This is a genomic window from Rhodobium orientis, assembly GCF_003258835.1.
Lineage (GTDB): Bacteria > Pseudomonadota > Alphaproteobacteria > Rhizobiales > Rhodobiaceae > Rhodobium > Rhodobium orientis.
Genome location: NZ_NPEV01000022.1, coordinates 29,515 through 45,961 on the forward strand (window position 1 = coordinate 29,515; position 16,447 = coordinate 45,961).

General features: G+C 65.6%; 14 protein-coding genes. 9 read left to right on the top strand and 5 right to left on the bottom strand.

Annotated features, from left to right (window positions below; translation table 11 throughout):
• Positions 1-168: 168 nt before the first annotated feature.
• Entirely contained in the window at positions 169-363 is a 195-nt protein-coding gene (locus CH339_RS11525) for a DUF2783 domain-containing protein (RefSeq protein ID WP_111434509.1), read from the bottom strand.
• Positions 364-377: 14 nt separating this feature from the next.
• Positions 378-1,994: an FAD-dependent oxidoreductase gene (locus CH339_RS11530; protein ID WP_111434510.1), complete on the bottom strand. Its 1,617-nt coding sequence runs from the start codon at positions 1,992-1,994 to the stop codon at positions 378-380.
• Between the two features lie 104 nt (positions 1,995-2,098).
• On the opposite strand from CH339_RS11530, the gene CH339_RS11535 reads away from it, so the two are divergent.
• The 8 genes from CH339_RS11535 to CH339_RS11570 all read left to right on the top strand — a co-directional run bounded on the left by CH339_RS11535 (position 2,099) and on the right by CH339_RS11570 (position 12,919).
• Positions 2,099-2,710: a MarR family winged helix-turn-helix transcriptional regulator gene (locus CH339_RS11535; protein WP_244669134.1), complete on the top strand. Its 612-nt coding sequence runs from the start codon at positions 2,099-2,101 to the stop codon at positions 2,708-2,710.
• Positions 2,711-2,780: 70 nt separating this feature from the next.
• Positions 2,781-3,983, top strand: coding sequence for a lytic murein transglycosylase (locus CH339_RS11540; RefSeq protein ID WP_111434512.1), 1,203 nt, complete (start codon positions 2,781-2,783; stop codon positions 3,981-3,983).
• An 81-nt stretch (positions 3,984-4,064) separates the two neighbouring features.
• The gene (locus CH339_RS11545; protein WP_111434513.1) at positions 4,065-4,922 is read left to right on the top strand and encodes an alpha/beta hydrolase; all 858 of its coding nucleotides are present in this window, start codon (positions 4,065-4,067) and stop codon (positions 4,920-4,922) included.
• Positions 4,923-5,283: 361 nt separating this feature from the next.
• The gene (locus CH339_RS11550) at positions 5,284-5,727 is read left to right on the top strand and encodes a DsrE family protein (RefSeq protein ID WP_201241017.1); all 444 of its coding nucleotides are present in this window, start codon (positions 5,284-5,286) and stop codon (positions 5,725-5,727) included.
• Positions 5,728-5,818: 91 nt separating this feature from the next.
• On the top strand, positions 5,819-7,999 hold the full coding sequence (locus tag CH339_RS11555; protein ID WP_170138495.1) for a caspase family protein: 2,181 nt from the start codon (positions 5,819-5,821) through the stop codon (positions 7,997-7,999).
• Positions 8,000-8,023: 24 nt separating this feature from the next.
• Positions 8,024-9,976, top strand: coding sequence for an adenylate/guanylate cyclase domain-containing protein (locus CH339_RS11560; RefSeq protein ID WP_111434515.1), 1,953 nt, complete (start codon positions 8,024-8,026; stop codon positions 9,974-9,976).
• 46 nt (positions 9,977-10,022) lie between these two features.
• Complete coding sequence (locus tag CH339_RS11565) at positions 10,023-10,754, top strand: hypothetical protein (protein WP_111434516.1); 732 nt, start codon at positions 10,023-10,025, stop codon at positions 10,752-10,754.
• A gap of 215 nt (positions 10,755-10,969) precedes the next feature.
• The gene (locus tag CH339_RS11570; protein WP_306461175.1) at positions 10,970-12,919 is read left to right on the top strand and encodes a methyl-accepting chemotaxis protein; all 1,950 of its coding nucleotides are present in this window, start codon (positions 10,970-10,972) and stop codon (positions 12,917-12,919) included.
• 64 nt (positions 12,920-12,983) lie between these two features.
• On the opposite strand, the gene CH339_RS11575 is transcribed toward CH339_RS11570, so the two are convergent.
• The 3 genes from CH339_RS11575 to CH339_RS11585 are packed head-to-tail and all read right to left on the bottom strand — an operon-like array spanning position 12,984 to position 15,050.
• A complete protein-coding gene (locus CH339_RS11575; protein ID WP_111434518.1) occupies positions 12,984-13,391 on the bottom strand; it encodes a Fur family transcriptional regulator in 408 nt (135 codons plus the stop codon).
• On the bottom strand, positions 13,388-14,212 hold the full coding sequence (locus tag CH339_RS11580; protein WP_111434519.1) for a metal ABC transporter permease: 825 nt from the start codon (positions 14,210-14,212) through the stop codon (positions 13,388-13,390). The genes CH339_RS11575 and CH339_RS11580 overlap by 4 nt, the downstream gene beginning before the upstream one ends.
• Positions 14,205-15,050, bottom strand: coding sequence for an ATP-binding cassette domain-containing protein (locus CH339_RS11585; protein ID WP_111434520.1), 846 nt, complete (start codon positions 15,048-15,050; stop codon positions 14,205-14,207). The genes CH339_RS11580 and CH339_RS11585 overlap by 8 nt, the downstream gene beginning before the upstream one ends.
• Positions 15,051-15,293: 243 nt before the next feature.
• Here CH339_RS11585 and CH339_RS11590 point away from each other — a divergent pair, with 243 nt between their 5' ends.
• Positions 15,294-16,373 (top strand): zinc ABC transporter substrate-binding protein, encoded by a 1,080-nt coding sequence (locus CH339_RS11590; RefSeq protein WP_111434521.1) that lies wholly within the window; start codon positions 15,294-15,296, stop codon positions 16,371-16,373.
• The last annotated feature ends 74 nt before the right edge of the window (positions 16,374-16,447 follow it).

Here is a 16,447-nt window from a genome sequence, read left to right on the forward strand (position 1 = left end):
GGGTCAAGTGGATCGATGGCTCGGCGGCAAATGCCGTGTAGGCCGCCCTGGATTGCTTCGCTACGCTCGCAATGACGGGTACGCTAGAGCTTTCAGCGTCATTGCGAGGAGGCCGAAAGGCCGACGCGGCAATCCATAAAGCATTTCAACAGGTAAGGCGCAACAGGCCTACTCCCTCGCCTCCCCCGCCGCCAATGTGATCGCCTCCGCAAGCACATCGTTGTCTCCGATGTGGTTGGAGAGGATCAGGATCAGCTTTGCGTTCATGCGGTCGACGGCGTCGTCGGTAAGGTCGCGCTGGGCGTTGATCAAGGTCTCATAAAACCCGTCCGGGTCGGCAATGTTCGGCTTCAGATTAAGCATTTTGTCCCCTCCTCTCAGTGCCTTTGCCCGGTGGCGCGGGCGAGCGCGGCGGCGATGCGGTCGGGGTCGAAGGTACGCCAGCGGCCGGCGACGTACTGGTCGGGGCGGATGAGGTAGACCGCGCCCTTCGCCCCGTCGTAGCGCTCGGTCAGCACACCCTTTTCGTCGACAATGTCCGTGCTGACCTCGATCACCGGCGCCTCGATCTCGCCGACGGCGATGGTCTTGCCGTGCGGCACGTCGCCGAAAACGACGATGGAAAAGCCCTCGCCGAGCGCGCGCAGGAACCAGTCGTCCTTTCCATCCTTATTTACCGGTGCATCGGCGCAGTTGGTGCCCGGTACCATGGCGCCCCTAAAATCGTCCTCATCCGGCGTGTTGAGCGGCGAATTGCAATAGGGCGTCGGCGTCGAGAGGCGGCCGCTGTTCACCAGGGGGCGGGCGAAGTCGTGGGTTTTGGCAAGGTCCAGCACGGCGTCGCGGAAGACGCGGCTCATGCGGTTCTTCGGGGTGATGAAGTCGGTGGAGCGGGCGGACGCCAGAAGGTTCTCGTCGGCAGCGAAGATGCGCTCGTCCTCATAGGAATCGATGAGGGACTCCGGCGCCAGCCCGTCGAGCACCAGCTTCAGCTTCCAGGTCAGGTTGTCGATGTCCTGGACGCCGGTGTTGGCGCCGCGCGCGCCGAAGGGCGAGACCTGGTGGGCGGCGTCACCGGCAAAGAGCACCCTTCCGTGGCGGAACTTCTCCATGCGCCGGCAGGCGAACTGGTAGACCGACACCCATTCCAGCTCGAACTCGGTGTCCTCGCCGAGCATCGCCTTCAGGCGCGGCAGCACGTTCTCCGGCTTCTTTGCGTCCTCCGGGTCGGCGTCGCGGCCGAGCTGGAAGTCGATGCGCCAGACATTGTCGGACTGCTTGTGCAGCAGCACCGACTGGCCGCGGTGGAACGGCGGGTCGAACCAGAACCAGCGCTCGGTCGGGAAATCGGCCTTCATGACGACGTCCGCGATCAGAAACCTGTCCTCGAACACCTTGCCGGCGAAATCGGCGCCGACCATGCCGCGCATGTCGCTCCTGGCGCCGTCGCAGGCGATCACCCAATCCGCCTCCATGGCAAAGACGCCGTCGGGCGTCTCCACCTTCAGGACCGCGCGGTCGTCCGTCTGCTCCAGCCCGACGACCTTGTGCTTCCAGCGCAGATCGACGAGGTCGCTGGCCTCGCACAGGGCCACCAGCTCTTCCTCCAGGTAATATTGCTGGAGGTTGATCATCGCCGGCATGTGGTGGTCGGCCTCCGGCAGGAGGTTGAAGCTATAGGCGAGGTCGTCGCCGAAGAAGACCTTGCCGACCTGCCAGCTCACGCCCTTTGCCACCAGTTTCTCGCCGCAGCCGAGCCGGTCCCAGATTTCCAGGGGCCGCTTGGCATAGCAGACGGCGCGCGAGCCGACCGAGACGGTGTTGTTGTCGTCGAGTAGCACGGCCGGGATGCCGCGGCGGGCGCAGTCCAGCGCGGCGGTGAGCCCGATCGGCCCGCCGCCGACGATCACCACCGGGTGGCGCCGCACGCGGCCGTCGCGCTGTTCGGCCGAGCAGATATAGTCGAATTCCGGGAATTCGTAGGTCTTGAGCATCGCTTCCTCCCGCGACGTCCGCGCTTTCCCGGCGCCGCTTATTATTAGTAACGATTGTTACCAGTTACCTTAGACAAATTCGAATATGCAAGTCAACGCGCGGCTTGAACGTCCCGCACCCCGCAGAATTCAGTTGCTTCCCGCCCCCTTTCCCAGGGCCACGGCCTATCGGCCGCGAATTGCCAATTCCAGCCGATTGTGACTATCCTGACGCCATGCCGACGCAGGACGACGCTCCCGAGACCGCCGAGGCGCCTCCTGAGGCGTTGGGGGCGCTGTCGCTCGAACGCTTCATGCCGTACCGGCTGGCCGTGCTCGCCCACGAGGTCTCCGGCGCCGTCGCCCAACTCTATGGCGAGCGCTTCAACCTCTCGCGCGCCGAATGGCGGGTGCTGGCAGCGCTCGGCGAGCGCGGGGCGATGACGGCGCGCGAAATCTCCGACTACTCCACCCTCGACAAGATGCAGGTGAGCCGCGCCGTGAATCGGATGCTCGCCGAAAAGCTCGTCGCCGGCGGGCTGGACGCCGCCGACCGGCGTCGCAAAATCCTTCGGCTGACGAAGAAAGGCGAGACGCTTTTCGGCCGGATTTCGCCGCTGGCGCTCGCCCGCGAATCGTTCATCCTGTCGGCCTTGACGCCGGAGGAATTGCGAACATTTGACAAGGTTGTCGACAAGCTGATTCAAAAGGCGCGCGAATTGCAGCAATGGGGGTGACCGGCAGGGGCTGGTCGGGGCGCTCCTTCGCGATTGATCGGACAATCCAGATCGGGAGGAACGGGAAACGATGCGGCATATCCTTGTGAGCATGATGATCGGGGCGGTGCTGGCCGCCGCGCCGGCGACGGCGGATGCGGGCAGCCGGAATTGCCGGAACACCGGCAGCTTCGATCGCTGGATGGCGGACTTCAAGCGCGACGCGGCCGCGGCCGGCGTCTCCCAGCGCGCCATCGACAAGGGGCTGCGCGGCGTCGGCTTCAGCGCCAAGGTGGTCAAGCACGACCGCCGGCAGGTGGTTTTCTCGCAGACCTTCTCGAAATTCGCCGGCCGGATGGTCAACAACTACCGCCTCAAGACCGGCCGTAAGCTGATGAAGAAATATGCCGGCACATTCGACAGGATCGAGCAGCAATATGGCGTGCCGGCTCCGGTGATCACCGGCTTCTGGGGCCTTGAGACCGATTTCGGCGCCAATACGGGCGACTTCCCGGTGCTGACGGCGCTGGCGACGCTCGCCTATGACTGCCGGCGGCCGGAGCTGTTCCGCCCGCAACTCATCGATGCGCTGAGGATCGTGGAACGCGGCGACCTGCAGCCGAACCAGATGCTCGGCGCCTGGGCCGGCGAACTCGGCCAGACCCAGTTCCTCCCCTCCGACTACTACCATCGCGGCGTCGACTATGACGGCGACGGCAAGGTCAATCTGATAAAGAGCGTGCCGGACGTGCTGGCCTCGACGGCCAACCTCCTCGTCCACCACGGCTGGCGGCGCGGCCAGCCTTGGATGACCGAGGTGCGCGTGCCGACTAATCTGCCCTGGGATCAGGCCGACGTCACCATCAAGCACCCGCGCTCGCAATGGGCCGCCTGGGGCGTCACCCGCGCCAACGGCAAGCAGCTGCCGTCCGACGGGCTTGCCGCCTCGCTGCAACTGCCCATGGGGCGCAACGGCCCGGCCTTCCTCGTCTATCCGAACTTCGACATCTACCGGCAGTGGAACAAGTCGAACATCTACTCGACGACGGCGGCCTATTTCGCGACCCGGCTTGCCGGCGCCTCCAAGGTGCATCCCGGCAACGGCAGGGTCGCCTCGCTCAGCTACGACCAGATCAAGCAACTGCAGAGGAAGCTGAAGGCGCGCGGCTATGACGTCGGCGGCGTCGACGGCTTCATCGGCCTGAAGACGCGGGCCGCCGTCAAGGACATGCAGTTGAAGCTCGGCCTGCCGGCGGATTCCTTCCCGACGCCGGACCTGTTGAACCGGCTCTAGACGGTGCGGTTCGCAATACGTCCACTTTGGCGGAAGCCCGACCCGGGGGTCGTCCCCGGGCTTTTCGGGCTTGCGGTCGCGTTGCTTGTCGGTGTCGGCGGACCGGCCGCGGCCGAGTACCAGCTAAAGCCGTTCAAGGACAAGCTCTTTGCCTATCCGGGCATTTTGGAGACAAAGGACGACGGGGCGTTCCTGCGCGTCGACTATGACGAGGTGCGCGACCTCGACCAGCGCGACGCCATCAAGGAGCAGCGGGTCAAATCGGATTATGTCTCCCTGAAGCCGCGCTGGTCCGAGCAGACGCTGAAGTTCGAGGCCGGCGGGCGGACGATAAAATTCATCGCCACCGGCAAGACGCGCGATGCCCGCATGGCCGTCATCTACGTCCACGGCCAGGGCGGCAACCGCTTCCAGGGCGCCAACGACTGGCGCTTCGGCGGCAATTTCAACCGCATCAAGAACCTGATGACCCGCAATGACGGGCTCTTCATCTCCACCGACTTCTCCGACTTCGGCACGCGCGGCAAGGACGAGGTCAAGCAGCTCATGAAGCTGGTCGCCGCCAACTCGCCGGGGGCGCCGATCTTCGTTGCCTGCGGCTCCATGGGCGGCGCGATCTGCTGGCGACTGTCGGAGGACCCGGAGGCGGCAAAGCTCCTCGGCGGCCTCCTCTTCCTCGGCTCCATGTGGAACAACGACTTCTTCAAGATGCCGATGCTGACCGACAAGTCGCGCTGGGTGCCGATCTATTTCGGCCATGGCAGCGCCGACAGCGTGTTTCCCTGGGAAAGCCAGAAGGCATTCTTCGAAAAGATCCGCCGCGCGGCGCCCGGCTATCCCGTAAAATTCGTGCTGTTCGAGACCGGCAGCCACGGCACCCCGATCCGCATGACAGACTGGCGGGCGGTGCTGAACTGGATGTTGAGTGTGAACGGGTGAGGGCTCACAGCATTCTTCTGGCCCACTTGCCCTGCGCGCAAGGCTCTTTCGCTAACTTTGCCACCCCTCCGCGTCACCACCGTGCTTGACACGGTGGTCCATGATGAGGAGCGGCAAGTTTCAACCTAATGGATTGAAATCAAGGGCACTATGGATTGCCGGGTCAAGCCCGGCAATGACGCGGGAGATGGTGGAAACGCCGGAGCGACATTGCACGTGCACTCCTTTTCTCGGACAAGAACCTTCGTTTCCCCCTCACGACAAAACGATTTCGATTTTTTCTATATGTCACTAAGCTTCCCCCATGGCGCCCGGAAAAAGAGGCGCCGGAAACGACAGACACCTGGGGAAGAAACGCACCATGACACTCAGCCTGAAGGCGGCGATGGCCGCCGCGATCCTCCTTGCCGCTGCTCAGCCCGGATTTGCCGCCGGCAAAACGCATAAGATCGCCGTCCATGTGGACCAGTCGGACAAGACCGTCCTCAACATGGCGCTCAACAACGTCCAGAACCTGAAGAAATATTACGATGCGCAAGGCGATACCGCGATCATCGAGGTGGTCGCCTACGGGCCGGGCCTGACGATGCTGCGCGAGGACGCCAGTCCGGTGAAGGACCGCATCGAGACCATGAGCCTTGAGATCGATAACCTGACCTTTTCCGCCTGCGCCAACACGCAAGAAGCGATGAGCCGCAAGGCCGGCAAAGAGGTGGCCCTGATCGAGGAGGCGACCATCGTTCCCTCCGGCGTCGCCCGCCTCATCGAGCTGCAGGAACAGGGCTACACCTATGTGAGGCCGTAGCACCCCGCCGCAGAAGCCGTCCCGCCTTGCCCCTATGCCGGGAGCGTGTACCATTGCCGCCCCCGTTCTTGGTCCTTGCAGGGAGATGCCCATGCGGCGCTCGGTTGTCGCGCTTTTCCTGATCGCGTTCGTGATGGTCGCGGGCGGCCCCGTTCGTGCCGCCGAGCGGCTGGCGCTCGTTATCGGCAATGCAGGCTATTCCAGCAGCACGATGACGGCGCTGAAGAACCCGACGAACGACGCGGCGCTGATCTCAGATGCGCTGGAGAAGGCCGGCTTTACGGTCGATACCGTGCTCGATGCGGACCTGCGCACCATGAAGCGGGCGATCGCGTCCTTCGGCAAGAAGCTGACCGGGGCCGGGCCCGACGCGCTCGGCATGTTCTACTATTCCGGCCACGGCTTCCAGGCGAACGGGCTCAACTACCTGGCGCCGTTGAAGGCAAATCTGGAGGACGAGGTCGACGCGGAGTTCGAGGCGCTGTCCGTCGACTGGGTGCTCGGCAAGCTGGAACAGGCGCACAAGGGCGCCAACGTCATCGTGCTCGATGCCTGCCGCAACACCGCGCTGTCGCGCAGCATCAACGCGGCCAATGAGGGGCTCGCCCTCCTGAGGGCCACGCCGCGCGGCTCCTTCATCAGCTTTGCCACGGCGCCGGGATCGACGGCGACCGACGGAGCGAGCCTCAACAGCCCCTATACCGCGGCGATCGCCCGCGAGATCCTGCGGCCTGGCCAGACGGTGGAGACCGCCTTCAAGAATGTGCGCCGCTCCGTCGTCGCCGAGACCGGCGGCAAGCAGGTGCCCTGGGACCATTCCTCGCTGACCGCCGACATCGTTTTCGTGCCCGCTGACTCTGCGGCGGAAGGGGAAGCCGTTGCGGCGCTCACCCAAAAGAGCGGCGACCAGAGCGCCATGCAGATCGAATTGCAGCTCTGGAACGACGTCAAGAATGGCTCTGGCGCCGAATTGCAACTCTACCTCGACAGGTTCCCGGACGGCGCCTTTGCCGGGCTCGCCAAGGCGCGATTGGCCGAAGCCGGCGGCAGCGGCGGCGAGATCACGCCGCAGATGGAGCAGCTTTTCGCCCAGCTCGCCAGCCGCTCGCTCATCGTCGACAACCCGACCGAACCCTACGAATTCTACTCCAACGCGCGGCTCAACGAGATCAAGGGCAATTTCCTGAAGGCCCGGCAGGACTATCTGAAGTTCTTCGCCTTCGGCCTGCCCTACGTCGACCCGCACTACCGGTTCCAGAACTTTTTGAAGGCGCAGGAAGGCCGGGCCGGGGCGCGCGAGACCTATTTCGCGCTCGCCGCCGGCACCCGCGATCCGATCCTCAACTTCGTCACCGTCCTCCTCAACGACGGGGAGCAGCGGGTGGAGGAGCTGGAGGGCGTGATCGCGCGCAATCCGGATTTCGCGCTGGCCTATTACGAACTGAGCCGCGACTTCTCGCTGGCGCGGCTCGGCCGCCAGTCGACCGCCGACAAGCGGCGCGAACTTGAGCTGCTCTCCCGCTTCATGGAGCTGGTCGACGAGGGCCAGTTCCTTAAATATTTCATCGACCAGCAACTTGCCGCCGACCAGGTCGAGGATGCCAGGACACGCCTCGCCGCGCTCTCCTTCCTGAGCCGCAAGGTGCTAAAGAACCCGGTGAGCCTGACCTCCATGCGCAGCAACCAGGGCTGGATGCTGAGCCTGTCCATCGCCGACCAGGTCGAAGAAATTTTCGTTGCCAAGGAGGGCGCGGAGTTCCGCTCCACCGGCTTCATGCAAGGGGCGATCCATCCGACCACGGGCAAGCCGATCCCCTATCCGACCGTGGAACTGCCCGGCCATACGGGGCCGACGACGCTGCAAGTGCGCTACCGGGACATCCGCGGCGAGACGCAAGGCCCCTATGAGATCAATTTCGATCCGGATACGGCGCTCGTCGCCGGCCAGAAGAACATTCTGGAGCAGATGTCGAATTCCTGGGTCAGCTATCGCAAATGGAACGGCAAGATGCTGATCTACTTCACCCACCTGATCAGCTATCGCTGCGCCATCGACAGCGTCGAATACGGCTTCGATATCGACACGCCCGACCGGGAGTACCGGCTCGCCGAGTGCGATCCGAACAATCCCCATGCCGTTGCGACCGCGAGCGGCAATCCGTCCGACATCTACGCAACCGTGCCGCGCGGCACCGGCTTCACCTCGCTGCGGCTCACCTACAAGGACGGCACGACGTCGGAAATCAAGCGCTTCGATGTGGTGCCGCAGTAAGCGAGCGAGGGGGCGGCAGCGAAGATGACCGCATCCCCCGAGCGCCGCCGGCGCCTGCGCTTCGGCGGCTGGCCCGCGGCGGTGCTTGCCGTCATTCTTGCGACCGCCATCGGCTTTGGCGTCGGCCACCGGCTGGAGCCGCGCATCGGCGACATCCTCCTCTCCGTCCTCAATGTCTGGCACGATCCGCCAAAGGACATCGTCGTCGTTGCCGTCGACGAGGAAACGCTTGCCACCCTTGCCTACCGCTCGCCCATCGACCGGGCCTTCCTTGCCGGGTTGATCGCCCGCATCGACCGGGCCGGGCCTGCCGTCATCGGCGTCGACATCCTGATCGACCAGCAAAGTGAGCCGGCAAAAGACCTGGCGCTGCTTTCCGCCGTGCGGACGGCCAGGACACCGATCATCATCGGGTTCGCGACGGGTGCCGACGGCCTGACGGACAAGCAGGCGACATTCCTGCGCGAGGCCCTTGCCGGCCTCGACAAGGGGCTCGTCACGCTGCTTCGCGAGCGCGACGACGGCACGGTGCGAGACCTCACCGCCGGCAGGGTGGTCGACGGCGACTGGCAGGACGGGCTCGCCGCCGCAATGGCGGAGGTCCTCGGCGCGGCGGTGCCGCGGGCCGGCGATCCCGGCCGCATCACCTATTTCAGCGATGCGGGGGGACGGCCGCACCGGTTTCCGGTCTACCCGGCGCATGTGGCCGCCAGCCTTCCCGATGCCTGGTTCGCCGGCAAGGCGGTGCTGATCGGCGCCATGCTGCCGACCGCAGACCTGCACCAGACGCCGTTCACCTCGGCACTCGGAGCGGAGGCCGGGCTGATCCACGGCGTCCTGATCCACGCCCAGATGCTGGCCCAGATGCTGGCGGGCACCCACTACGAGACGCTGGAACTGCCGCAGGAACTCGGCTTCACCGCGCTCTTTGCGGTACTGACGGCCCTTGTCTTTGTCGGGCTTTCCGTGCCGCTTCTTCGAATTGCCGGTCTCGGCGCGCTCATCGTTGCGCTCTGGGCCGTCGGCATCCAGGTCTTTACCCACGCCCATCTGCAACTGCCGCTTATCGCCCCGAGCCTTGCCGGGCTCGTCGTCGGCGCCATGCTCGCCGCCGTGCAGTGGCTGCGCGACCGCGCCCAGCGCGACTATATCGAGCACGCCTTTTCCCACTATGTCAGCCCGGCGCTCGTCAAGCGCATGGTCTCCAGCGAGGAGGCGCTGTCGCTCGGCGGCGAGAAGCGGGTCATCACCTCCGTCTTCACCGACCTTGAAGGCTTCACCCATCTCGCCGAGGGCCTGCCGGCGCAGGAGGTGGCCGAACTCCTCAACGAATATCTCGACAAGGTCTGCGGGCTCTTCCTTGCCCATGAGGCGACCATCGACAAGATCGTCGGCGATGCCGTCGTCGGCTTCTTCGGCGCGCCGGAAAGCCAGGACGACCAGGCGGACCGGGCCGTCGCCCTGGCGCTCGCCATCGATGCGTTTTCCGAAGGCTACCGCAGCGCCCTCAAGAACCGCGGGATTTCGCTCGGCGTCACCCGCATCGGCGTCCACCGCGGCGAGGCGATCGTCGGCAATTTCGGCGGCACGCGGTTCTTCGACTACACGGCCATCGGCGACACGGTGAACACCGCCTCAAGGCTGGAAGCGGCCAACCGCACCATCGGCGGACGCATCTGCGTCAGCGGGACTGTGGCGGAGGCAGCGCCGGACCGCGCCTTCCGGCCGATCGGGACGCTGGTGGTGAAGGGAAAGAGCATCGGCATTTCCTGCCTTGAGCCGCTGGCGGAGAACGGCGCGGCGGCGGAGACCTATCGCAAGAGCTTTGCCGCACTGGAAGCGGGCGATCTCGACGCCGCACGAGGCGGGTTCGAAGAGGTGCTCAGGCTGCTGCCCGGCGATCCCCTCACCGCCTTCTGGCTCGGCCGCATCGCCACCGGCCAGACATCGACCACCATCGTCCTTGCAGCCAAGTGACCGCGACCCCAATTCCATGCTTTGATGGAGGGGAACGGAGGCGGCGATGCTGCGGCTTTTGCTGATGTTGATGTTGCTTGTCGCCACGGCGACCGTTGCCAGTGCGCAAGGGCCACTGGTCGTCATCGCCGCAACCACAGCCGACGGGGGCTACGCCGCGGGGGGCCTCATCGAGGATACGGGAGCGATCGGCCTTGCAGCCGGCGAGACGCTGACGCTGATGGCCGAGGACGGCACCGTCATACGGCTCCAAGGTCCGCGCGAGGGCGCCGCGGCGAGCCCCGCCAGCGACGACGCCCTGCCTCCAGGGCTTTCCCGGATCGCCGGCTTCGTTGCCGGCGCCTCGGGCGAGACCAATGTGCTGGGCGCATCCCGGCGCGCGGACGGCCGCGAGGGCATCGCCCCGCAGCCGGATATCTGGATGATCAATGTGGACAGCTCCGGCGAGCGCTGCGTTCAGGCCGCACCGCTCGTCCTGTGGCGCAAGGACGCGCTCCGGCCGGCCTCCGTCACGGTGCGCGGCGAGCGCGAGAAACTGCCGCAAAAGACCTGGCCGACGGGAAAGGCGACGATGGAGCTGCCGGCGCGTCTTGCCCATGACGGCGACCGGCTGGTGCTCTCCATCGACGGCGACCCGCGCCGCTACACGCTGCATGTGCGCCCGCAGACGATCGCGGCGGACGACTGGGGCGGGATCCTGCGATGGATGATCGACAAGGACTGCAAGCGCCAGGCCGGCCTCGTCATCACAGGCCTGCATTCGGGGCGGCTTCAATAAAACCAGAAGTAAAAAATCCCGGGCGCGGCTCGCGCCCGCCGATTATTACGTATTTAGCGTATACTTGGCTCGGGGGATTGTTATTCTGCCGGAACTTATACCCTTAAGCTCCATTTAATCTTTTTTCAGCACCCTGCAATCAAGAAGCGATTCCGCTTTACTTCGAATCATATCGGTCTGCGGCAATTCAGGGGTCAGTGAAGATGGTCGGCGGCTTGGGAATCCGGATTTTTTCGATCGGCCTTTTGGGCATGGTCGGCGTCCTTGCGGTCGGCGGTGTCTACCTCGCCGGCAACAACAAGGCGTCGCATTTCGAGGCCAAGGCGGAGGATGCCGGCGAGATCGGCCGTCAGGCGCTCGGGCTCGACGCCGCCCTGCTCAATGCGCGCCGCGCCGAAAAGGATTTCCTGCTGCGATCCGATACGCAATATGCGGACCGCCATGCCGAGATCACCCGGACGGTCGAGACCATCCTTGCCAAGATCCGCGCGGATGCCGCGGCCTCGGACTGGCAGCAGATCGCCGAAGAAGCCGACCAGGTGCGGGCCGGCTACGAGACCTATGTGACGAGCTTCAAGACGGTGGTTTCCGCCAGCATCGAGCGCGGGCTGGCCCCGGACAAGGGATTGCAGGGGAGCCTGCGCAACTCGGTCCACGACGTGGAGGACCGGCTGAAGGCCTTCGATGCACCGCGGCTCGCGGCCGACATGCTGATGCTGCGCCGGCACGAGAAGGACTTCATGCTGCGCGGCGACCCGAAATATGTCGAGCGCCTGAAGAAGGGCGTCGAGACCTTCTCAGTGACCCTTGCCGCCTCGGATCTACCGGCGGCCGACAAGGCGCAGATCTCGGACCTGATCGCCGCCTATCAGCGCGATTTCCTCGCCTGGGCCGACGCCGCCGCGATCGTGCGCACCCGCACCGGCGAGATGTCGAACGCCTATGCGGCACTGGAGCCGAAGGTCGGCCAGATCGTCTCCCGGATCGGCACGACGGCCGAACAGGCGCGGATCGCGCGTGACGCCGTCTTCAGCCAGACCCGTTCGATCATCACCTGGTCGATCGTCGCCACCGCCGTCCTCGTCATGTTCGTCGCCTGGCTCATCGGCCGCTCGGTGGTGCGCCCGCTGTCGCGGATGACGGCGACCATGGGCGTCCTTGCCGACGGCGATCTGGCGGTCGAGATCCCGGACACCGGGCGCGGCGACGAGATCGGCCGGATGGCCGCCGCTGTCGAGGTCTTCAAGAGCAACGCCATCGAGCGCAAACGCCTGGAAGACCAGGAAAAGGACGAGGAAGCGCGGCGCGCGGCCGCCCGCAAGGCGGACATGGAACGCCTTGCCGACAGTTTCGAGACCACCGTCGGCGACATCATCCGTACCGTCTCGACTTCGTCGCGGGAACTGGAAAGCTCCGCCGATGTCCTCACCGGCACGGCGCAGCGCACCCGCGAACTCTCGACCAGCGTCGCCGCTGCCTCCGACGAGGCCTCGGCGAACGTCCAGTCGGTGGCATCGGCCAGCGAGGAAATGGCCGCTTCGGTCAACGAGATCGGGAGGCAGGTGCTGGAATCCAGCCAGATGGCGGCCGAAGCCGTCGGACAGGCGGAACGCACCGATGCGCGCATCGCCACCCTTTCGGAGGCGGCAACCCGCATCGGCGACGTCGTCAACCTGATCACCGAGATCGCCCAGCAGACCAACCTGCTCGCCCTCAACGCCACGATCGAGGCGGCGCGGGCGGGCGAAGCCGGCAAGGGCTTTGCCGTGGTCGCCGCCGAGGTCAAGCAACTGGCGGAGCAGACCGCCAAGGCGACGGAGGAGATCGGCGCCCAGATCGGCAATATCCAGACGGCCACGGACGAGTCCGTCGGCGCGATCAAGGAAATCGGCGCGACCATCGGGCGCCTGTCCGACATCTCCGCCGGGATCGCGGCGGCGATCGAGGAGCAGGGCGCGGCGACCCAGGAAATCACCCGCAATGTCACCGAGGCGGCGACCGGCACGGCCGAGGTCGCCTCCAACATCTCCGACGTCAACCACGGCGCGGAAGAAACCGGCGCGGCCTCCTCCCAGGTGCTGTCTTCCGCACGGATGCTGTCCAAGGACAGCGAGCGCCTGCAGACCGAAGTGACGAAGTTCCTCGACAGCGTCCGGGCGGGCTGACGGAAGCGCTTCGGCGCTTTCGGTACAAGCCTTTCCGCTCAATAGGACGGCGGGGTCCGAGCGCTCAGTTGGCGGAGCAGCGGCGGCAGGTGCCGCGCAGCTCGATCACCGATTTCGTCAGGTGGAAGTGCTCCGCATCCGCCCATTTGCGGACGTCGCGGATCATCGCCTTGTCGGCAAACTCCGTCACCGCGCCGCACTGCTCGCAGATGGCGAAGATGATGGAGTCGTGCGGCACGCAGTCCGGATGGCTGCAGACGATGAAGGCGTTGAGGCTCTCCAGCCGGTGGACGAGGCCGTATTCCTGCAGCTTGTCGAGGGCGCGGTAGACCTGGAGCGGCGCCCGGAACCCCTCGCCGCGCAGCCGGTCGAGGATCGAATAGGCACTGAGCGGGGCGCCGGCGTCGGCGAGCGCGTCAAGGACCAGCGCCTGGTTGCGGGTCAGGTCTTGCGCAAGCTCGTTCTCGGTCATTCCCTTGGCTCCGGCGGCACGGCTCCAGCGTAGCGGTTTCGGGCGAGCGACGACAGGCCGACCAGAAAAAACGCAAAGGCGGCGACGACGATCGACGGCCCGGACGGCGTGTTCCACTCCAGCGATGCATAAAGCCCGGCGACGACGGCGGCAACGCCGATGGCCGCGGCCAATAGCGCCATCTGCTCCGGCCCGCGGGAAAACCAGCGCGCGGTCGCGGCCGGAATGATCAAGAGCGCGGTCACCAGCAGCACGCCGACGATCTTCATGGCGATGGCCACGACGAGGGCCATCAACAGCATGAAGACGAGATTGGCGCGGTCCGGGTCGAGGCCCTCGGCGGCGGCAAGGTCGCGGTTGACGGTGGCGGCAAAGAGCGGGCGCCAGATCATCGCAAGGACGGCAAGGATCAGCGCGCCGCCGCCATAGATGACGGCGATGTCGGTCTTCGAGACGGCCAGAATATCGCCGAACAGAAAGCCCATCAGGTCGACCCGCACCCAGGTCATGAAGGCAAGGCAGACGAGGCCGAGCGCGAGAGCCGAATGGGACAAGAGGCCGAGGAGCGCGTCGGAGGACAGACGCTCGCGGCGCTGCAGGACGACGAGGATGAGCGAGATCGCCGCCGACATCAAAAAGACGGCAAGCGTGATGTCGACTTCCAAGAGCAGCGCAAGCGCGATGCCGAGAAGCGCGGAATGGGCCAGCGTGTCGCCGTAATAGGCGATGCGGCGCCAGACGATGAAGCAGCCGAGCGGGCCGGCGACGAGGGCAACGCCGATGCCAGCAACGAGGGCGCGCACGAAGAAGTCGTCAAGCATCGCCCTCTCCCCTTTCCTTCTGCCCGGTCGTTGCGTCCGGCCCGTGATGGTGTCCGTCGTCCGGATGGCAATGGGCGGTCACGGTGCCGTCGGCGTGCAGCACGCGGCCGTCCGGCAGGTGGGTGTGGTCGTGGTGGTGTTCGTAAAGGGCCAGCGTTGCCGCGGCGCGGCCGCCGAACAGGCGCCGGTATTCGGGGCTTTCCAGCACCGATTTCGGCGATCCCTTGCAGCAGACATGGCCGTTGAGGCAGACGACGCTGTCGGTCGCCGCCATCACCACGTGCAGGTCGTGGGAGATCAGCAGGATGCCGCAGCCGAGGCGGCCGCGGATTTCCGAGATGAGCTCGTAAAGGGCGATCTCGCCGGAGAAATCGACACCCTGCACCGGCTCGTCGAGGATCAGGAGATCGGGCTTTCTGGCGATGGCGCGGGCCAGCATCGCACGCTGGAACTCGCCGCCGGAAAGGGTCTGCACGTCGGCCCCGGCAAGGTGGGCGATGCCGACCTCCTTCAGCGCGGCCTCGGCGTCCGCCTTCGACAGCGACACCGTCAACCGCATCAGCCGCGACACGGTCAGCGGCAGGGTCCAGTCGACGGAGAGTTTTTGCGGGACATAGCCGATCCTCAGCGCCGGATCACGGATCACCCGGCCCTCGTCGGGCCTGGCGATGCCGCAGGCCATCTTGGCGGTCGTCGACTTGCCCGAGCCGTTGGGTCCGATCAGCGTGACGATCTCGCCGCGGTCGACGGTGAGGTCGACGCCGCGCACCAGCCATTTGCCGCTGGCGTAGCGCCCGGCATCTTCGAGCCGCAACAGGGTCTGGGCCGGCGACAGCATGTCTTTTGCTAATGTCCGCTCATCTGAAGCGCCAATCGGCCTTGCGCATCGGGTCTGCCGGTCTGACGAACAGCCGGCACGCCGCCCGTTCGGGACCGGCACCGGGCCATTTGCGATTCCGTCAATGACCGGGCTTGATCGCCTATATGGCACGCGTTATAAGGTGACGCAACAAATGTAATGTAATAACGTTTCATCCTGTTCACCCGGCCCGACCCGGGCCGCCCACTGCCGGAGTTTGCCATGCGCCCCACCGCCGCTCTCACCTTCTCGGCCCTGCTTGCCGCGGCAACCGCCGGCCTCATGCCCGCCGGCGCCTTGGCTACCGAGCGCGTCGTCGTTTCCATCAAGCCGCTGCATTCGCTCGTTTCGGGGGTTATGGAGGGCGTCGGGACGCCGGAACTTATCGTCGACGGGGCCGGCTCCCCCCATTCCTACAGCCTGAAACCGTCCCAGGCCCAAGACCTCCAGGATGCCGACATCGTTTTCTGGATCGGACCGGCGCTGGAGCCGTTCCTGGAAAAGGCGATTACGACCCTCGGCAACGACGCCCGGAAGGTGGCGCTGATGGACGCCCCCGGCCTGACCCTGTTGCCGACCCGTTCCGGCGGCGCATTCGAACACCACCATCACCACGACGGTGACGCGGAGCACCACGAAGAGGGGCACGAACACGAGCATGGGGACGAGGCCGATCATAACCACGCCGCGGCGGAGCACGAGGAAGACCACGACCGTCAGCATGCAGATGCCGACGAGCACGAACACGGCGACGCGGAAGAGCATGATCATGATCACGGCCCGATCGATCCCCATCTCTGGCTCGATCCGGAAAACGCCCGCGTCTTCGTCGGCGAGATCGCCCGGGTGCTCTCCGAGGCAGATCCGGAGAATGCAAAGACCTATGCTGCCAACGCGAAATCGCTCGACGACCGGCTCGACGGCCTCGAAGCGACGTTGACGGACGACCTCAAGCCCGTGCGCGGCCGGCCCTTCATCACCTTCCACGACGCCTACCAGTATTTCGAGCACCGGTTCGGGCTCGCCTCGGCCGGCTCGATCAGCGTCAATCCGGAATCCATTCCCGGCGCAGAGCGGGTCGCGGAGATCCACGAACGCATCGCCGAGCTCGGCGCCGCCTGCGTCTTTGCCGAGCCGCAATTTACGCCGCGGCTGATCGCCGTCGTCACCGAGGGCACGGGCGCCACGTCCGCGACGCTCGACCCGCTCGGGGCAGAACTTGATAATGGTTCCGAACTATACTTTTCACTTCTTGAGAATCTCGGCGCTTCCCTTCGCACGTGCCTGGCGGACCGCAGTTAGCCGGAACGTTTCGGCCATCCAGGGAGATATTCGGACAACATGGTCCCGGGTCGGGCCGCGCAAAGCCTCCCGGC